The 20,441-nt window shown below is 29.4% G+C and carries 19 protein-coding genes and 1 other annotated feature; of the genes, 1 reads left to right on the top strand and 18 read right to left on the bottom strand.

Annotated features, from left to right (window positions below; all coding sequences use genetic code 11):
- Positions 1-4: 4 nt before the first annotated feature.
- The 18 genes from O0R46_RS03425 to ruvC form a co-directional block, all read right to left on the bottom strand.
- On the bottom strand, positions 5-460 hold the full coding sequence (locus tag O0R46_RS03425; RefSeq protein ID WP_269312178.1) for an NfeD family protein: 456 nt from the start codon (positions 458-460) through the stop codon (positions 5-7).
- 22 nt (positions 461-482) lie between these two features.
- Positions 483-1,322 (bottom strand): NAD(P)H-hydrate dehydratase, encoded by an 840-nt coding sequence (locus O0R46_RS03420; RefSeq protein WP_269312177.1) that lies wholly within the window; start codon positions 1,320-1,322, stop codon positions 483-485.
- A gap of 62 nt (positions 1,323-1,384) precedes the next feature.
- Positions 1,385-3,919, bottom strand: a complete 2,535-nt coding sequence (locus O0R46_RS03415; protein WP_269312176.1) for a U32 family peptidase — start codon at positions 3,917-3,919, stop codon at positions 1,385-1,387.
- 81 nt (positions 3,920-4,000) lie between these two features.
- Positions 4,001-4,576, bottom strand: coding sequence for a cell division protein ZapA (locus O0R46_RS03410; protein WP_269312175.1), 576 nt, complete (start codon positions 4,574-4,576; stop codon positions 4,001-4,003).
- A gap of 167 nt (positions 4,577-4,743) precedes the next feature.
- The gene (pheT, locus tag O0R46_RS03405; RefSeq protein WP_269312174.1) at positions 4,744-7,137 is read right to left on the bottom strand and encodes a phenylalanine--tRNA ligase subunit beta; all 2,394 of its coding nucleotides are present in this window, start codon (positions 7,135-7,137) and stop codon (positions 4,744-4,746) included.
- A 10-nt stretch (positions 7,138-7,147) separates the two neighbouring features.
- On the bottom strand, positions 7,148-8,179 hold the full coding sequence (pheS, locus tag O0R46_RS03400; RefSeq protein WP_269312173.1) for a phenylalanine--tRNA ligase subunit alpha: 1,032 nt from the start codon (positions 8,177-8,179) through the stop codon (positions 7,148-7,150).
- A gap of 49 nt (positions 8,180-8,228) precedes the next feature.
- Positions 8,229-8,458, bottom strand: a binding site (T-box leader).
- A 67-nt stretch (positions 8,459-8,525) separates the two neighbouring features.
- Positions 8,526-9,326 carry a TrmH family RNA methyltransferase gene (locus O0R46_RS03395; protein WP_331275617.1) on the bottom strand — a complete coding sequence of 267 codons (801 nt, stop codon included), beginning with the start codon at positions 9,324-9,326 and terminating at the stop codon, positions 8,526-8,528.
- Positions 9,314-9,997, bottom strand: coding sequence for a potassium channel family protein (locus tag O0R46_RS03390; RefSeq protein ID WP_269312172.1), 684 nt, complete (start codon positions 9,995-9,997; stop codon positions 9,314-9,316). The genes O0R46_RS03395 and O0R46_RS03390 overlap by 13 nt, the downstream gene beginning before the upstream one ends.
- A gap of 20 nt (positions 9,998-10,017) precedes the next feature.
- Positions 10,018-11,391, bottom strand: a complete 1,374-nt coding sequence (locus O0R46_RS03385) for a TrkH family potassium uptake protein (protein WP_269312171.1) — start codon at positions 11,389-11,391, stop codon at positions 10,018-10,020.
- A gap of 113 nt (positions 11,392-11,504) precedes the next feature.
- On the bottom strand, positions 11,505-13,568 hold the full coding sequence (locus O0R46_RS03380) for an LTA synthase family protein (RefSeq protein ID WP_269312170.1): 2,064 nt from the start codon (positions 13,566-13,568) through the stop codon (positions 11,505-11,507).
- 17 nt (positions 13,569-13,585) lie between these two features.
- A complete protein-coding gene (locus tag O0R46_RS03375) occupies positions 13,586-14,533 on the bottom strand; it encodes a cell wall-binding repeat-containing protein (RefSeq protein WP_269312169.1) in 948 nt (315 codons plus the stop codon).
- Between the two features lie 61 nt (positions 14,534-14,594).
- Positions 14,595-14,738, bottom strand: a complete 144-nt coding sequence (gene scfA, locus O0R46_RS03370) for a six-cysteine ranthipeptide SCIFF (protein ID WP_269312168.1) — start codon at positions 14,736-14,738, stop codon at positions 14,595-14,597.
- Positions 14,739-14,829: 91 nt separating this feature from the next.
- Entirely contained in the window at positions 14,830-15,144 is a 315-nt protein-coding gene (gene yajC, locus O0R46_RS03365) for a preprotein translocase subunit YajC (protein WP_269312167.1), read from the bottom strand.
- A gap of 77 nt (positions 15,145-15,221) precedes the next feature.
- Complete coding sequence (gene tgt / locus O0R46_RS03360; protein ID WP_269312166.1) at positions 15,222-16,343, bottom strand: tRNA guanosine(34) transglycosylase Tgt; 1,122 nt, start codon at positions 16,341-16,343, stop codon at positions 15,222-15,224.
- Between the two features lie 18 nt (positions 16,344-16,361).
- On the bottom strand, positions 16,362-17,387 hold the full coding sequence (gene queA / locus O0R46_RS03355) for a tRNA preQ1(34) S-adenosylmethionine ribosyltransferase-isomerase QueA (RefSeq protein WP_269312165.1): 1,026 nt from the start codon (positions 17,385-17,387) through the stop codon (positions 16,362-16,364).
- Positions 17,388-17,415: 28 nt separating this feature from the next.
- The gene (ruvB, locus tag O0R46_RS03350) at positions 17,416-18,393 is read right to left on the bottom strand and encodes a Holliday junction branch migration DNA helicase RuvB (RefSeq protein WP_269312527.1); all 978 of its coding nucleotides are present in this window, start codon (positions 18,391-18,393) and stop codon (positions 17,416-17,418) included.
- A 46-nt stretch (positions 18,394-18,439) separates the two neighbouring features.
- Entirely contained in the window at positions 18,440-19,060 is a 621-nt protein-coding gene (ruvA, locus tag O0R46_RS03345; protein ID WP_269312164.1) for a Holliday junction branch migration protein RuvA, read from the bottom strand.
- Between the two features lie 12 nt (positions 19,061-19,072).
- Positions 19,073-19,576 (bottom strand): crossover junction endodeoxyribonuclease RuvC, encoded by a 504-nt coding sequence (ruvC, locus tag O0R46_RS03340; protein ID WP_269312163.1) that lies wholly within the window; start codon positions 19,574-19,576, stop codon positions 19,073-19,075.
- A 281-nt stretch (positions 19,577-19,857) separates the two neighbouring features.
- Between ruvC and O0R46_RS03335 the strand changes: the two genes are divergently transcribed.
- Positions 19,858-20,427, top strand: coding sequence for a helix-turn-helix domain-containing protein (locus tag O0R46_RS03335; RefSeq protein ID WP_269312162.1), 570 nt, complete (start codon positions 19,858-19,860; stop codon positions 20,425-20,427).
- Positions 20,428-20,441 lie beyond the last annotated feature (14 nt).

Here is a 20,441-nt window from a genome sequence, read left to right as displayed (position 1 = left end):
TAAACTATACTTTCTCTACAATAAGTTTTACACCTTGTATTCCTCTAACTATAATTTCTTGATCACTTTCAATTGTTTGCTCTTGGTCAAGTGATACTGCTGTCCATTCTTCACCCTTTACTTTTACAATACCGAACTCTTTTGGAGATATAGTTTTAACTACATAACCTTTTTTCCCAATAAAGGCATCAGCATTTGTATCAATGCCTGCCCAATGTGTATTGTTTTTATCTCTATCGATCTTGATGAGCTTTTTTGTTGCAAAATACAAAAAAACACCTGATACAATAGCAAAAACAAATAGTTGAATTAAAATATTATCAGTAAAGTATGAAGTTATTATTGCTGCTACAGCTCCAATACTAAACCAAATCATTGTAAGGCTTAATGTAGCTGCTTCAATTATTCCAAAAGCAATAGCAATTATTATCCATATAATCCTCATGCTTAGTCCGAACAAAGTATATCCTCCTTTTATATTTTTATTTCTTGACATCATTATATATCATTTTCATGATTTTGGGTATAACTTTATTCAAATCATTAGCATTGACTGTAAAATTATCTTCGTAAATATAATCACCGCACAATCCATGTAAATATACTCCAAAAATTGCAGCTTTAAAAATATCATAGCCTTGTCCACAAAGAGAAGTAATCATACCTGTTAGTGTATCTCCCATTCCTCCATTAGCCATACCTGGATTTCCTGTTGTATTGATATATACATCTTCACCATTAGTTATAATAGTATTTTTACCTTTTAATACTATTATACATGAAGCTTTTTTTGCAAATTCTTTTGAGTATTTAACTCTATTGGATTTTATTTCTTCTACACCTACACCTATTAATCTAGAAAATTCGCCTAAATGAGGCGTCAATATTGTTCTTTTATTTATATCTATAAAATTTCTATCTAATACATTTATTCCATCTGCATCTATTACTAAGGGACCCTTATATTTATTTAATAAGTTTTCTAATTTGTTCTTTGTTGCTGGAGTATTTCCCATTCCTGGTCCAAAAGCAACTGCATCAGCATTTCTTAATAATTTATTTACTCTAACACTTTCCTCTATGCTACAAGTCATTTCCTCAATTAACCTTATAGCATTTACCTTTTGGACATCATGATCACATATTAGACTTACAAGTCCAGAACCAGTTCTTGTAGCAGCTCGTGTTGTTAGATATGCTGCTCCATAATATCCTCTTGAACCAGCATAAACCAAAACCTTTCCACAGTCAGATTTATTACAATCGTCTTTTCTAATCTTGAATATTTCTAATATGTATTTTCTATCAACATACTTTTCCATAATATGCCTCCTCTACTAGAATACTTAATTGATTTATAGTTTGATTAATTTTTCTTTAAAATTTAATCAATTTCCTTATATAAATGTCCACTATTATAGATTTTATTATACTTAGTCGTAAGTTTTTTTAGCTGAATATCAATATTTAATTTATTATACTTATCATTATTTATTACCTTTTTGCTATTTTTCAATTCATCATCTATAAAATTTTTATACAAAGCTAATATATCATATGATTCATTATAGCTTTCAAAGGAAAGAGATATTTCATAATTAGATATTCCCATATTATTTAAATATTTTATATCCTCAATAAGATTTACACATTCTTGGGCGTATATTGTTGTTCTACAATTCTCATCTTGTTTTAATCTAAATTTTTGACCATCTTCAGATTCAAGTGAATAAATACTTTTATTACATTTAGAATCTCTCTTATCCTTTTTACACAACTTTGTTAATACTCCCATTGGACAATATTCACTTATCATCATTTCAGTATTACCGTATACAATGTACTCTAGCTTATCTTTATCTTTTAGCATAGAAATCTGATTAGCTGAAGCTTCTTGAGATATACAAATATTTTTTGCTCCTAATTCCTTATAAAAGGCAATAGATTCACTATTGAGAATATTAAGCCATGAGCTAATATATAAATTCTTTCCTCTAAAATTATCCTTAAAATATTTAATTTGCCCGTAGTTAGAAACTCTAAATCCATCAATTAAATCCATATACTCGTATCTTAAGTTATCCAACAAACTATATACATATGTATTTTCATTTCTAACTATTCTTGGTAAATATATTATAAATTTACTGTGAATTTTGTTTTTCTCTTTGTATACTTTAAATAAATTCAAAGCCTGTATTAATAAAGAAGGTTCTCTAAAATATATATTATCTAGATCTAAATCAAGACTTGCTTTTAACTGGTCGATTGTCCAACAGGATACAGATAATATATTTTCTTTATTATCTTCCTTGCAAATTACTATATTTTTATTATCTATAAGTTCTCTATTTAAATCATTTTTGTATTCAATGAACTTATCATATACATGCTTTCTTTTAATTTTTATTTTTTCTTTATAAAGTTCTTCAATAGCTACCCTTCTCATCTCATTTATTTGACTAATTGGCATAGAAACCCCCTTGTCTAATTCAATATTGATATTATCAATTTCAAAAGGAGTATTTCCTAACTTACTTATTTGACTAAGTAATTTTTCTGAACTAAGCTCTACCTTTATAGCTTTTTCTACTACAGATTTACTAATTGCTTGTCCAATATTTTCATTATCCCTAAATATAAGCTTTGCTTTTTTATTTAAGTTTACATCTATTTTTGCATCTAAAGGTATTTTTATCAGCTCTTTACCTTCCTGATAGGTTTTTCTAGCTTCATTTAATAACTCGCTATCATTAGTCTTATAGATATCCGTTCCAGATTTTATATATCTTGGAAAATCTATTTCTATAGTTTGACCAGCTCTAGCACTTGTCTTTATATTTTTACCATCAATAATCCTTCCTACATCACCACCGCCTATATTCAATCCATCACCTTTATTCAGATCTTTTTCAAGTTTAATCTTTAATCTTTTTCTTTTATTATCGTAAATCAAAGCCTTACCAATATATAAGCCTCTATTATTAGGCTTATCTGCATTCATTATATCAGCTCCACATTTATTGAATAAATAACCTTGAGTAAATTTTCTGTTAAATATAGAAAATAAGTCATCTATATCTTTTTGTACAATAGGATAATTTGAATTATTTATACTTGAATCCATTGCCTTTCTATATCTATTGACTACAGTAGCTACATATTCTGGTTTTTTCATTCTACCTTCTATTTTAAATGAGTATATTCCAGATTTAATCAGTTCCTCTACATTTTCAATAGAGTTTAAATCCCTTGGACTGAGCAAATATTCACCCTTGGTATTAATATATTCTTTCTCTTCTGAATCATATAGTTTATATTTTTTTCTACATGGTTGTGCACATCTTCCCCTGTTACCTGATCTAGTACCTATACTAGTACTCATAAGGCATTGTCCAGAATATCCTACACATAATGCACCGTGCACAAACACTTCTATATCAACATTTGTATTTTTAACTATATATGATATTTCTTCTATATTTAATTCTCTTGCTAGCACTACCCTAGAAAACCCCATATCCTCTAAAAATTTAGCATCCTTTAGTGAATGAGCAACCATTTGCGTACTAGCATGTATTTCAAAATTTGGCCATCTCTCTCTTATGGACTTAGCCATACCTATATCTTGTAAAATAAGTGCATCTACATTCGCTTCATATAAAAACTTTATATACTCTACAAATTCTTCTTTTTCACTCTCTTTTATCAAAGTGTTAACAGTAACAAAAACTTTGCAATTTCTTATATGGGAGTACTTAACCGCTTCTATAAGATTTTCTTTATCAAAATTTGCAGCACTTGCTCTAGCACTAAAAATTGTACCTCCTAAATATACAGCATTTGCACCATTTTGTACTGCAGCCTTCAATGATTCAAAACTACCCACAGGAGCCAACAATTCCACCTTTTTTTTCATATTTCCTCCAACTTCTAAAAAAGACTACCTGCATATGCTTGTAGTCTTTTGATAAAACTTTTATAAATCTATATTTAATACTTATTTATTAATAGAGTTTTTTAAGGCTTCATAATTTAATTGAATATTATATGCCTTATTTTGAAATTCACTAGCCATAGCCTCCGCTACAGCAACTTTACTTTCCATTTCTTTAATTTTGTTTTCTAGATTTGATATTTTCTTTCTGCTATTTTCTTCCAGTCCTTGACCATCTGTGGACTCTTCAGCCAACATATGATCTTTTTCAATTAGTTGTTTTCTTAAATCAAGAATCTCTTGGTTTAGCTTGTTGTTTGAAGCATCAGACTCTGCTAATTTAGCTAATACTTTATCAAACTCTTTTTCTATACTTTCATCCTTATTCGTGCTTGTATTTTTCATTTCTTCAATTTTATTATTTAGTTCTTCGATCTTTTCTTTGGCATCAAAAAGCTGATCTGCTATATTAACTGAAGTTAAAATAGCTGCATTAATCTTACTAAGTGAAGGTGCAGCTTTATTTATCTTAATCAATTCACCATCTATAAATTTTGCTACCTTTACTATTTCAGCCTCGTTTTTTTCGCCTGCAACCGTATATTCAACACCATCTATCTTAACCGTTACTTTATTCATGATTTCACCTCATCTTATGCATAGTAATTTTCCTATATACTATATATTATACAGCAATCTCCCTTTTAAAGCTATATATAAATAAAAAGTAAGGTAGTTATATTAACTAATCCTTACTTTTTATTAAAAACAACTTTTATATATCTTAAAAATTCAATTTTTAATTATTAATCTCTAAGTTTTGCATCTAGTTTTTCTTCTAAGGCTTTTAAAATAGATGAATGTACTTGTGCAATATCATCATCAGTTAAAGTCTTTTCCAATGATCTATATACTATAGAATACGCTACGGATTTTTTACCTTCTTCTATTTGAGCACCCTTATATACATCAAATAAATTACATGCTTCTACTAATTCATTTGCTTTTTCCATAATCACTTCTTCTATTTGACCTACTTGGATTTTTTCGTCTAGTAATAGAGCTATATCTCTAGTAATTGATGGATATTTAGGTAACTGACTAAATACTATGCTTAAATCAGAAAGTTCAAACATAATATCTACATTTACTTCTGACAGATATACTCTCTTAGAAATATTATAATTATCACAAACCTGAGGGTGAGCTTCACCTAATGTAGCTATGTGCCTTCCATCTACAAATACATCCGCACATCTACCTGGATGATATGAAGTATTTTCCTTTTGAGCTACAAACTTAGGATTTTTAATTCCATTTCTCTGGAATATTTTTTCTAATACACCCTTTAGCGTATAGAAATCTACATTATCTCCATACATGCCTAAACACAATCTTGTTTCTTCCACTCCAGCCATATCATCTGGAGTAAATATGTGGCCACATTCAAAAATATTAGCTTTTTCCACATTATGTGAGTTATTTGTTGACAATACATCCATCATATTTGCAAGCATAGTGCTTCTCATAATAGAAGTATCTTCACCTAGTGGATTGATCAATTTGACTACATCTCTCAATTTTGAATCTTCTGGAATCTTTACTCTATCTAATCCCTTTGGACTGACAAATGAATATGTAATCGTTTCATATAAGCCGCAAGCAATTGCTGTATTCTTAATGTTATCCACATATTTTTGCTTATCTGTCTTTACACCAGCTGTAGAATTTCCTTGAAGTTGAACAGATGGTATGTTTTCAAATCCATATATTCTTGCTATTTCCTCGAAAATATCTGCTTCTTCTACAATATCTAATCTAAAATATGGCACTTCTAATTCTAATTCATTGCTAGTTTTAAGGTTACATTTAAATTCTAATGATTCTAATATAGAACAGAATTTATCCATAGGAATATCTATACCTATTCTCTTATTTATTCTGATTGGATCTATAGTAAGCTTTTGTACTTGTTTAGGATTTGGATAAGTATCTACTAACCCTTTTACAACCTTACCAGCTCCCAATAATTCAACTAGTTGGGCTGCTCTTTCTATTGCAAGCTTTGCATTTTCTTCAGACACACCTTTTTCAAATCTTGAAGATGCTTCAGTCCTAAGACCTAATCTCTTAGACGATTTTCTGATATTTTCTTTGTTGAAAACAGCTGATTCAAATAAGATTTCTTTTGTATCTTCTTTCACTTCAGAGTCAAGTCCACCCATTATACCTGCTAATCCTAAATTTTTATCAGCATCACATATCATAAGTGTATCTTCATCAATCTGTCTTTCCTGCCCATCCAATGTAGTAAATATTTCTTCCTTATCAGGTGTTTTTACTACAATTTTATCTCCATTTATTTGTCTCATATCAAAGGCATGCATAGGTTGCCCCATTTCAATCATTACAAAATTTGTAATGTCCACTATATTATTTATAGGTCTAATACCTGATTCAATAAGTCTTCTTTGCATCCAGTACGGAGATCTCTCTATTTTGATGTCTGTAACTTTTCTAGCCAAATATCTTGTACATAAATCATTATCTTTTATCTCAACACTTATATTCATATCTTTGTCAGATTCTTCTTTTACTATTATGTTAGGAAATTTCAATTTATTATCAAGCGTTACAGCAGCTTCTCTAGCTATACCTATCATTGATTTACAATCTGGCCTATTTGATGTAAGTTCAAAATCAATTATAGCATCATCTAAACCCAATACATCCTTTATATCCTTACCTAATTTATAAGAATCTTCCATGTCTAAAATAAATATTCCATTCTTTTTGTAGTCTTCAACAAATTTTTCATCTATTCCTAATTCTTTTGCTGAACACATCATCCCATTAGATTCTATTCCTCTTAGCTTTGATTTTTTTATTTTTATACCACCAGGTAAATTTGAACCATGAGTTGCAAGAGGTATAATGTCTCCAACTTTTATATTTTTAGCTCCAGTAACAATTTGAATATTCTCTTTTTTTCCGATATCTACTTGTGTCACTACAAGTTTTTCAGCATCTGGATGTGGTTGTATATCCACTATTTTTGCTACTACTACTCCTGATATTTCATCACCAAGATTTTCTATTGTCTCAGTTTTTGTACCAGTCATAGTCATTTTATCACCGAATGTTTTCGGATCCACGTCTATATCAACATAATCTCTTAACCATTTTAATGAAACTAACATATTAACCTCCTTAGAACTGATCTAAGAATCTAATGTCATTTTCGAACATTAGTCTTATATCATCAATACCATACTTTAACATACCCAGTCTTTCAACTCCCATACCTGCAGCAAAACCACTGTATTCATTTGGGTCTATTCCACAATTTCTAAGTACATTTGGATGAACCATACCAGCTCCTAATATTTCAATCCAACCTTCGCCCTTGCATACTGGACACCCTTTGCCACCACATTTAAAACAAGTTACATCTATTTCTGCACTTGGCTCTGTAAATGGGAAATTATGGGGTCTAAATTTTGTCTTTGTATCAGGTCCGAAAAGCTTTTGTACAAATCTTTCCATAGTTCCCTTGAATTCAGTAAATGTAATATCTTTTCCTACCACTAATACTTCTATTTGATGGAACATTGGTGAATGTGTAGCATCAGGACTATCACTTCTAAAGCATCTACCTGGAACAATAATTTTTAGAGGGAGATCATTATTATTTACAGCTTCTTTCATTGTTCTAATCTGCACTGGAGAAGTCTGCGTTCTAAGAAGTATATCCTCTGTAATATAGAAAGTATCTGACATATCCCTTGATGGGTGATCTTTAGGTGCATTTAATGAGTCAAAGTTATTCTCTACAGTTTCAATTTCTGGACCATCTGCTATAGAAAATCCCATCCCCATAAATATTTCTGTTACTTCATCTATCATTTTACTAATTATATGTTTTTTTCCTATTTCAAATGATTTACCTGGCATAGTTATATCAATTGTTTCAGACTTAATTTTTTCTTCTTGCATTTTTTCTTGAATCGATATTTTCTTTTCGTTTATTTTTTCAGTTATAGCTTCTCTAACTTCATTTCCAAGCTTTCCTATTACTGGTCTCTCTTCATTGGATAGTTTTCCCATTCCTTTTAGTATTACAGTCAAATCTCCTTTTTTACCTAGTAGGTTGACTCTTAATTTTTCGATTTCGTCAAAAGTTTCTGCTTTTTCAATAAATCCTAGCGCTTCTTCTCTAAGCTTCGTAAGTTTCTCTTTCATAACAATATCCTTTCACTATAAATTTTTATACATAAAAAGACCTTTCATCCATAGGGACGAAAGGTCTATAATCGCGGTACCACCCTAATAGTTGTAATATCATTTTTAAATGACAAACAACCACCTCAAAAATTTAACGCATTTAACGTCTTTATCTACTATATATTTCAACAAAGCTGCTCCAGAGTGAACTTCCAAATAGCTCATATATAATCTTACACCCACCGATTACTCTCTATAATACTGGCCAAAAGTACTTTTCTCTTTCAAAGCATTTATATTATTCATATTATGTGCTTTATTCTACCAAATAAATTATAAAAAATCAACTAGTAATTAATTAAATTTATTTATTAGCATTAATAACATACATTAATATAGCGGATGATATTGCTACATTTAAAGATTCTGCTTTTCCGTACATAGGTATCTTTACCAATACATCTGATCTTTCTTTCCAAAATTCACTAATTCCATTAGCCTCATTTCCTACAACTAATGCAACTTTTTCTTTAAAATTTATTTTATCATAATAATTTTCTGTATCTAGCGAAGAGGATACTATTTGCATATTATCTTCTTTTAGCAGTTTTTCAATTTGAATATCCTCTAAAAATGCCATATCCATATAAAACATAGAACCCATAGCAGATCTTACTACTTTGGGATTATAAACATCTACACATCCCTTGTTAAAAATCAATAAATCAAAACCTGCAGCATCAGCTGTTCTAACTATTGTTCCTACATTTCCAGGATCTTGTACTCTATCTAAAACAAGAATTTTTTTTAAATCTCTTTCTTTTATTTCATCAATACTAAGACTATTCATCCTCATAACAGATAAAACTCCTTGAGTATTTTCTGTTGTTGATAAACTTTGAAATAAATCATTCGCCAAAATATATAAATCCGCATATTTATCAAACTTACTTATATTTTTTTTATTTAAGTCATTTTTTGCAAAGTTTTGGCTAATAAAAATAAATTCAATATCTGCCTTATATTGTATAGCTAATTCAACAGTTCTTAGTCCTTCTGCTAAATATTTTTTTTCTTTATTTCTATTTTTTGTTTTTAATAATGATTTAGCAAGTTTAAATTTACTATTATCCTTGCTATTAATATATATCACTATCTCTTCCACTCCTCTTCAGACACTAATAAGGCAATTTCTTCAATAACCTTAGACTTTCCAGCTATTACTATTATATCTCCATCTGTGAATTTTCTATTAGGATCAGCTGGTACTTCAAATTTACCTAATTCATCACATCCAGATTTAACTCCTACTATATTTATATTATATTTCTTACGTGCACTCAAATCTATTAGATTTTTACCTATCCAATCTGTCGGTACAGTAACTTCAAATATTGAATGTTCTTCATCAAGCTTCATGTAATCCACTACATTATCAAACATCAAAGATTTAGCAATTTTTTCTCCCATATCTACTTCAGGAAATACAACTTTATCTGCCCCGATTCGTTTTAATACTTCTGCCTGCAATTTATCTTTTGCCTTACTGACAACAAGAGGTACACCTAGTTCCTTAGCTATCAAAGTTGCCATAATTGATGCTCTTAAATCAGTGCCAATAGCCACTATAGCAACATCAAAGTTACCTAGCCCTACGTTCTTTAATGCATGTTCGTCAGTTACATCAACTATTGCTACATTTTCTATGTCTTCTGATATTTGTTGTATTACATCCTCATTTCCATCTATAAGCATTACTTCCTGCCCCATATTAATAAGGGTTTCAGCTACTGATTTTCCAAATCTACCAGCACCAATAATCATATATTGCTTCATTTAAATTTCCTCCAAATATACTAACCTACTATTACCTTATCTTCTGCATACCTAATCTTTTTCTTACTATCAGCTCTTACAAATAACGAAACTAAAGTAAGAGACCCTACTCTACCTGCAAACATCAATATAATTATTAATATTTTTCCAAATAAATTTAGATTGAAACTTCCTGCTAATGACAAACCAACTGTAGCGAAAGCAGATGATACTTCAAATGCACTTGAAAGCAAACTAAATTTATTTGATTGGGTTACATTTAATAAATAAGTTGAAGTAACAACTACTGTCAAAGCAACTATTAATACACCCATGGCTTTTCTAAATGTGTAAACATTTATTCTCCTTCTATAAGCAGTTATTTCGTTTTCATTTTTTAAAAAGGCTCTAAGTCCCATAAATATAACTGCTAAAGTAGTAGTCTTTATACCACCACCCGTAGATGCAGGAGAAGCACCAATAAACATTAATATTATCATGATAAACAAGGTACTCTCTTTAAATTTAGTAAGATCTGCAGTTGCAAAGCCTGCTGTTCTAGTAGTTACAGATTGAAAATATGATAATTGAAATTTATCCCATAAACTTAAATTTCCCATTGATGCTTTATTATTAAATTCTCCAAACATAATAAGCACTGTACCAGCTATTATTAAAATCAAAGTAGTAGTCAATACTAATTTTGTAGTAAGAGTAATTCTGCAAACTCTCTTTCTTTGAAATATATTGGCCATTACTAAAAATCCCAAACCACCCAATATAATAAGACTTGTAATTGTAAATACTATTATAGGATTATTATAGTAGGATACAATAGATGAATATTGACCTGTTAGAGGACCCATCAAATCAAATCCAGCGTTGCAAAAAGCTGATATAGAGTGGAATACACTAAAACCTGCCCCCTTTAATAACCCAAACTGAGGTATAAATACTGTTGATAAAATTAAGGCTCCTAAAGTTTCCGTAATAAATGTAAATTTAAGAACATTTATTACTAGCTTTATGGCTCCTGATATTTCATTTTGATTTAAAGATTCTTTAATTAATATTCTTTGTTTTAAATTAACTTTTCTTCCTAAAACTAATACTATTGATGTACTGATTGACATGAATCCTATACCACCAATTTGTATCAACATTATTATTATTATCTTACCAAATATACTCCAATGTATTCCAGTATCAACAACTACTAAGCCTGTAACACAAACAGCAGATGTAGCTGTAAATAAACAATCTATAAAACTTGTTATGTCACCAGACTTAGATGCTAATGGTGTCATAAGAAGTAATGCTCCAATAAATATAACTGTAGCAAAACCTAAAACCATCATCGCAGCTGGACTAATTTTATGCAAAAAAGACGGATATTTTAATGATCTATTTTTCATAATATAATTTGTTAAACTAGCATTAACTTCCTTTCACTTAAATTTCCTTGCAAAGTGTATAATAGTACAAAAAAATCTATTTTGCAATAAAAATTATGTGAAGTTTATGTGATTTACCTGAAATTCACATATTTAGAATTAGTTTTGTACATAATATTACCATCACTATCTTTTTGTGCTAAGTATATTTTCACTTTTTTATTTTCTATCTCTCCGTCTATTTTCAAGTTATTTTTATCTAGATATATAGTTTTTACTTCCTTGTCATCAATAAATACATTAGTGTACTGATTAAAAGATGTTCCGCTCACTATATATGACTTATTAACGGTTTTTATATCGTCAAAAGTTAATTTTCCATCACCTAATTTCATATTAGATTTTTTTTCTATTTTTTTCTGATTGAAATAATAGTTTTTACCAAACAATAAATCATACTCCAAAAGCTTTAAATTTTCTTGATAGTTTTTATCATTTGATGAATAATTATGAATCATGTTTATTGGTCCATATTTTATACCAGCTATTTTTTCTACATATCCAGATAGTTGATATGAATCAATTAGCTTAGGTACATCTACTTTATTCTCTCTAAAGTTGTTTGCAATTATATATTTTGTTTTATAAAGATTATCAACAGACTTATTTTTATAAAACAACTTTAAATTAGGCATGTGATCACCATAAAATACCAATATAGTAGGTTCCTTGCTTTCATTTATTTTCTGTATTAATTCTCCTACCATCTGATCAGTTTCTTTTAGCCTATTTACATAATATAAAATTTGATTTTTATCATTATCACTTACTTTTGATTCAACACTGACCTTAATTTTTTGTCCACTATTTAAATAATAATTAGGATAATTATTATACCCTTTCAGACTCGCCGCAAATATAAAATCATTAGATTCATGTGTTTTATTAACTTCTTGCATTATATACTCACTTAACATCTTATCTTTGTAAAATCCATTTTCATCTTTCTCAATATTTGTCATAGTTTCTATAGGTATATATCTATCAAATCCCATATTTTGATAAACTATACTTCTATTATGAAAATTTCTATCAAAATTATTGATAGCAGTGCTCACATATGCTTGCTCAGATAAATCTCTCAACATTGATAAAGAGGATTTCTTGGATAAAAAAGTCTTATACGCAATCTCACCCTGTCCAGTATAATTGCTATTGAATCCTGTCAACACTTCAAATTCAGTACTTAACGTTGAATCTCCTGTGACTGGAACCTTTAAGTCACCAGAAGTGTACTTATACATCAACTTTCTCATGTTTGGAATAGGATCCTCACTATATTTGACATAAGGTATTTGTGAGGGATCTATAAATCCTTCTATTTGTACCATGATTATATTTGCTTTTAATGACTTATCTTTATTAATATTTCTATTTTCTTTTTTATTATAATAGCTCTTTAATTTATCAATTTCATCAGCATTATAATTATCAGGTTTTTGACCATTAAATTTAAATACTTCATCTATAAAGGAGTATATAAATCCATTTTTTTTATAGTTAAGATAAATATCTGAACCTTTTTTGTCCATGAATCCAGCTTTTTTTATTAAAGGTATTTGCATTATAAATAAAAACATCATCAATAAAATAAATATTATTTTGCTAATTTTAATATTAGCTTTACTTTTATCTTTTAATATAAAAATTATAGCTATACTTATAAATACAATTAACGATATAGATAAAATTAATATATTATATTTGTTTATATAATTTCCCATTATGTAAATGACATCTTTGAAACTAATTATATCAAATGGAGATAAAGGCATACCTCTATTTTCATAGACAAATCTAGAAATAAAAGCCAAAACAAAAAATAAATATTCAATGATTAAATAATATAAATTTTTTTTTATTAAAAAAAATCCAATAGATAAAAATATCAATTGTATACCATAGTTAACAAAAAATTCTAATGGCGATGAAATTATAAAGCTCAAAGCATCCATTATGTTAAACCTTGATATAGACTCTACAATAAATGTTCCCAACAAAGCTAAAATAGATACAGTCGCTATTTCAAATATAGAACTACTCCTAAAAAAGGAAGTAGTTCTATATTTATCAGTCTCTTTTATATTAAATTTTTGTTTTTTGTATTTACTATTTAATTTATTAACTTTAATATTCATAGACTTTTCTTTCATTATTAATTAGTAGCTTTTGCTACAGAGTTTAATATCCCTTGGTCAACATTTCCAAAACTAGTTATATTTTTTGCAACTTTAAATATTGATTTATTGCTATTTTGTGAAACAAATACTATTGGCCTAGAATTCTTCCCTGCTAATGGACCTCCTGTAAGAGAGTCTACTAATTTGTATGCATCGCTTATATAAAATCCTGTCTGATTAGGATAAAATTTCTTTACAACATTAGCGTTTGTAGAAAATCTATCATTACCACTAACTCTCTCTGCTTTTATCTTATTCATAAGCGTATTTTCAACTATATTAGTACCACCTATAACATATCTTTTTCCTATTGTAGAAATCACTTTATTAGAATCTTTATCCAAAACCTTACCATTTGTCAAAATTATAGGCTCTCCATTTTTAGCGGCAAGTGGTGATATACTCAAAGCATCAATCTGTCCAGTGTATCCATTTGCTATATAAACTCTATTTATATTTGGTTTAAAAGTTTTTATTTCATTTGCTATTTTAACACTTGTATCAAATCTATTAATACCACCTAATCTTTTTACCTGAAATTCTCCAACATTTCTTAACTGTGTTTCTAAGTTCTTGCTTATTGTACCTTCATTTCCTATAAGATATATTTTTTTAGCAACATCTAATCTCAATTGTGTTTCATTAGGTATAGTATCCTTATGAGTAAGCAGTATAGGAGACTTTGTAACTCCAGCTAATCCACTTGCACTTAATCCATCTGCAAAATTATTATTATCTGCATTTACTAAAATTACTGTATCATAATTACCATATTCGCCAGCTATTTCAGACGCTGTAGAATATCTATTATCACCATATAATTTCTTGATATTTGAAACTGTAAGAGCATTTGTAGCACCTACATTAGAAAGCATAATAGCTGTAGTCATTATTAAAGTCAGTATTTTTTTTGATTTGCTCATAAATCCCTCCAATTATTTTTCGTTAAAATAAAAACAGCCATGATAGGCTGCTTTTCCGGTACTATCTTTCGCACTCCTGATTAGCTACAGTACAAGATGTTTTACAAGCTGACTGGCAAGAAGTCTGACATTCACCACATCCACCTTTTGCTGCACTTTGCTTTAGAGTTGCACTAGAAAGAGTTTTTACATGTTTCTTTTCCATGAGTATACCCTCCATTCATATTATTTTACACCTTATTATAGCATAAATATATTCAAAAAAATAGTATTTATCTATTTGTAAAAAGATAAAGTTAGTCCATTTTTTCTTCTACTTCAATTATTTCTTTTGTTTGAGTTTTTTCTATTATTCTACCTATAGCCCATCTTTCAAACGGAACTTTAGTTCTATTTGGTCCAAGCTCTAATATAACTTTTTCTTCTTCAACTTTTGAAACTTTTGCAATTATTCCCCCAACTGTAACTACTGTATCCCCTTTTTCTAGAGAATTTCTCATTTCAGTCAATTTTTTTTCTTTCTTTTTTTGTGGTCTTACAAGCAGTAGATAAAATATAACGAATATTAATACCCACATACCTAGAGCCATTATCATCTGGTTATTTTGCATATTTTCCTCCTAAATATTATTCATATTTTAATATTATATCATAATCTTTTAATCATTATAATGCTTATATATAATTTTTATTTCTTGCCATAGTATTTTTCAAAAAATTCATTTCTAAAGTCCATAAGCCTATCATCCATTATTGCCTGTCTAACATCTTTCATTAGTTTTAACAAGAAACGTAAATTATGATTTGTAATTAGTCTAGCACCTAATATTTCATTAGTTTTTACTAAATGTCTTATATATGCCTTTGTATAATTTTGACATGTATAACAATCACATTCTGGATCAAGTTTAGTAAAATCTTCAGCATATGATGCATTTCTAACTACTATCTTGCCTTGACTAGTCATAGCAGTACCATTTCTAGCTATTCTAGTAGGCAGGACACAATCAAACATATCTATACCTCTTAATACACCTTCTATCAAGTCATCCGGTGAACCTACACCCATTAAATATCTAGGTTTATCTTCTGGTAATAGAGGTACCGTATAATCTAGGACTTCATACATCATCTCTTTTGGTTCACCAACACTAAGTCCACCAATGGCATAACCCGGTAAATCTATATTTGTTATTTCCTTTGCTGATTGTTCCCTCAAATCCCTATACATTCCACCTTGTACTATACCAAATAGCGCCTGCTTTTCTGTATTTTTATGTGCTTCTTTACAACGCTCTAACCATCTAGTCGTTCTTTCAAGAGAATCTTTTACATATTTTCTATCTGCTGGATATGGAGCACATTCATCAAATGCCATCATAATATCTGAACCTAAGGAATTCTGTATTTCCATCGCTTTTTCAGGGCTTAAAAAGTGTTTTGAGCCATCATGATGTGATCTAAATTCTACACCTTCTTCTGTAATTTTTCTTAGTGGACCTAAACTAAATACTTGAAATCCACCGCTATCTGTCAAAATTGGTCTGTCCCAATGCATAAATTCATGTAAACCACCTGCTTTTTTTATCAGCTCATGCCCCGGTCTAAGATATAGGTGATATGTGTTGCTCAAAATAATTTGAGAACCTATTTCCTTCAACTCTTCAGGTGTCATTGATTTTACTGTAGCCTGAGTGCCAACTGGCATAAATATAGGAGTATCTATTACGCCATGTGGAGTATGTAATTTACCTAACCTAGCACCTGTTTGTTTACAAGTTTTTATTAATTCATATTTTACTGCGTACATTAATTACCTCTCTAAAATTTATTTTATAAACATTGCATCTCCAAAACTAAAAAATCTATATCTATTTTTAACAGCTTCTTCATATGCATTAAGTATATTTTTTCTATTTGATAGTGAACTCACTAACATTATAAGTGTTGATTCTGGCAGGTGAAAATTTGTAATTAAATTATCCACTACCTTAAACTTATATCCTGGATAAATAAAAATATCTGTCCATCCATTTTTTTCAGCTATATGACCATTTTCATCAGCTACAGATTCTAAAGTTCTACAGCTAGTTGTCCCTACACAAATAACCCTTTTATTATTTATTTTAGCTTTATTTATTTTCTCAGCTGCTTTTTTACTTACGCTGTAATACTCAGAATGCATCTTATGATTATCGACATCATCCACTTTTACAGGTCTAAACGTTCCAAGACCAACATGCAATGTTACAAAAGCTAAATTAATGCCCTTGTTTTTAATTTGTTGCAAAAGTTCTTTTGTAAAATGCAAACCAGCTGTAGGGGCTGCGGCTGAACCTTTATGCTTTGAGTATACAGTCTGATATCTATCCTTATCTTCCAAAGTTTCAGTTATATACGGTGGAAGTGGCATATTTCCCAATTCATCCAATATTTCTTCAAAAATACCATTATACTTAAACTTAACTATTCTAGAACCATCTTCAAGTATATTATTTACTTGTGCTATTAATTTACCATTACCAAAGCTAAATTCACTGCCTATTTTAGCCTTTTTACCTGGTTTTACAAGAGTTTCCCATGTATCATCATCATTTCTTTTAAGCAATAGAAATTCTATTTTTCCACCAGTCGCAACTTTTTCCCCTATAAGCCTAGCTGGTATTACCCTAGTATCATTTAAAACTAGACAATCTCCTTCATTTAAATATTCCAAAATATCTTTAAAAATCTTATGTTCTATCTCACCAGTTTTTTTATCCATGACCATTAGCTTAGAACTAGATCTATCACTAATGGGAACTTGGGCAATCAATTCTTCTGGCAAATCATAATAAAAATCACTCGTCTTCATTTATTAACCTCTATTTGTATTTACTAATTTATTTCTTTTCTTGATATGCAATACCCAAATGTTCATATGCTTTTGGCATAGCAATTCTTCCTCTTGGAGCTCGATTTATAAATCCAAGCTGAAGTAAATATGGCTCATAAACATCCTCTATTGTATTTCTATCTTCACCAATAGAGGCTGCCAAAGTATCCAGACCTACTGGTCCACCAGAAAATTTTTCTATTATTGTAAGCAATAATTTTTTATCCACAAAATCAAGACCCAATGGATCCACTCCAATTAATTCTAGTGCATCACTTGCAACTTTATTTGTTATTTGTCCATCTGCTCTTACTTGTGCAAAATCTCTAACTCTTTTCAATAACCTATTAGCTATTCTAGGTGTCCCCCTAGAACGTTTAGCTATTTGAATAGCACCATCATCCATTATTCCTGAACTCAATATATCAGAGGATCTCTTAACTATTTCTGCTAATTCTTCTTCATTATAGTAGTCCAATTTACAAATAACTCCAAATCTGTCTCTTAATGGATTTGTAAGCATGCCTGCTCTTGTAGTTGCACCAATCAGCGTAAATTTAGGTAAATCTAATCTAATACTTCTAGCTGATGGACCTTTTCCTATTATTATATCCAGGCAATTATCTTCCATAGCTGGATACAATACTTCTTCCACACTTCTGTTTATTCTATGAATTTCATCTATAAACAATACATCATTTTCTTGCAAATTTGTAAGTATTGCAGCTAAATCTCCTGCTCTTTCTATAGCTGGTCCTGAAGTTATTCTTAGATTAACTCCCATCTCATTAGCTATTATACCTGCTAAAGTTGTCTTACCTAATCCAGGGGGGCCATATAGAAGTACATGGTCTAATGCCTCTTTTCTACTAAGAGCAGCCTCAATAAAGATTTTTAATTGTTCTTTTGATTTTTCCTGACCTAAATAATCATCCAATGTCTTGGGTCTAAGGCTATTTTCTATCTCAAAATCATCTTCCCTCATTGTAGAGGTAATAATACGTTCTTCTTCCACTTATGTCACCCCATTACTAAAACTTAAAACTTGTCTTCATTATATATTCTAATCCCTTTTTAACTATATCTTCAACTGACATACCTGGTTGCTTTACAAAATTTACTGATTCATTTGCTTCTGTAGATGAATATCCAAGTGCCATAAGTGCATCTATTGCACCATTAACTTCATCATCATTTTGTGATGTATTTAAATTCTCTATTTTCCTATCTTCTATACTTTCATCGAATGTAGCTTTTGAAACTTTATCTTTTAATTCCAATACTATTCTTTCAGCCGTCTTTTTTCCAACGCCTGGCGCCTTTGCCAAGGATGCAGTATCAGAACTAATAATATATTGTCTAATTTTACTAGGACTTGCAAATGACAACATAGCTAATCCAACTTTTGTTCCAATTTTTGATACTGATGTTAGAAGATTAAACATGGTTTCTTCATCTTTTGAATAAAAACCACATAGACTTATATCATCTTCCCTCACTATCATTTTTGTATATATCTTAGTATCCTCGTTCTTTCTTACATTTGCAATCGTATTTGCTGAGGTATTTAATTTATATCCAATATTATTATTTTCTATTATTAAATAATCCAAACCTATTTCTTCTATTTTACCTTTTATATAACCGATCATTTGATACCTCTCCTACTTCTTAAGGAATTTATCAAGAGTTTTTCCTACCTTATTAGAATGTGCATGGCATATGGCTATAGCCAGTGCATCTGCAACATCATCGGGTTTTGGTACAGCTTTTAAATTTAGAAATGAAGTAATCATTCTCTGTACTTGAACCTTATCAGCCCTACCATATCCACATACCCCTTGCTTTACTTGAAGTGGTGTATACTCATACACCGCTTTATTATTTTCAACACAAGATAATAAGATTACTCCTCTTGCTTGTGCTACTGTAATAGCAGTAGTAACATTTTTATTAAAAAACAATTCTTCTATTGAAACTTCATCAATATCATACATTTTAAATAACTGGTTCATCCCATTATATATCATCTGTAATCTATCTACCACATCCATTCCAGCTGGTGTAGTTATAGCTCCATAATCTAAAGTTCTAAATCTACTATTTTTATATTCTATCACGCCATAACCAATAATAGCCAATCCTGGATCTATTCCTAATATTATCATTTCATTCCCTTTACAAAAACATTTGTTCACATTAAACCAATTTATATTTTATCATACATATTATCTTTTCACAAATATTACAAATGCTTTCCGACTAATTCTTCTATATATTTTTTCTTTTTATAAAAAATCATCCTATTATCTATTAAATATCATTTTCTTTATATTTTTCACTATATTTTTTACTTTTAGAATGTTATAATAATATCAAATGCTAGTACATATTTTTACTGCATAAAGGATTATATTGTTTAATTTATTCTTTAAGGGGGGAATTAATTATGGATATATGTCAAATAGGTAATCATTTAATAGAATACAGAAAAAAAAATAATATGACTATCAAGGATTTTTCTTCTGTCTCAGGTGTAAGTACCGCTCTACTTAGTCAATTAGAGCGTGGAATGGGTAATCCCAGTTTAAATGTTTTAATCGCAATTGCAAGAACCATGAGTATACCAGTAGCCGCACTGTTTGAAGAAGCTATAAATCTATCAGACTTAGTGAAAAAATCTAATGAACAAACAATTATAAAAGATTCTTATAGTGATGAATTTGAATTTCAACTTCTTACTACAAAGACATCAAAATTATGTAAGGATTTGTATAGAATCGCAATAAAACCAACCACTGATAGTAATTTTTATCCATTTGGTAAAAGCAATAATGATGAAATTATTTATATGGAAAAAGGTAGTATTCATATTTTTTCTGATACAGGTAGCAATGTTATATTAAAAAAGGGAGATTCAATTAGATTGCCATCAAAACTAAGATACAAAATAAAGAATACTAGTTCGTATGAAAGCTATATTTTATATGTTACTAGTAATTCAAAAGAAATTTTATAGCAAAAGCGCTTAGG

Origin of the sequence: Peptostreptococcus equinus (assembly GCF_027125355.1) — a bacterium.
In the GTDB taxonomy this organism is placed as follows: Bacteria; Bacillota; Clostridia; order Peptostreptococcales; family Peptostreptococcaceae; genus Peptostreptococcus; species Peptostreptococcus equinus.
This window is presented reverse-complemented; position numbering and strand designations above follow the sequence as displayed.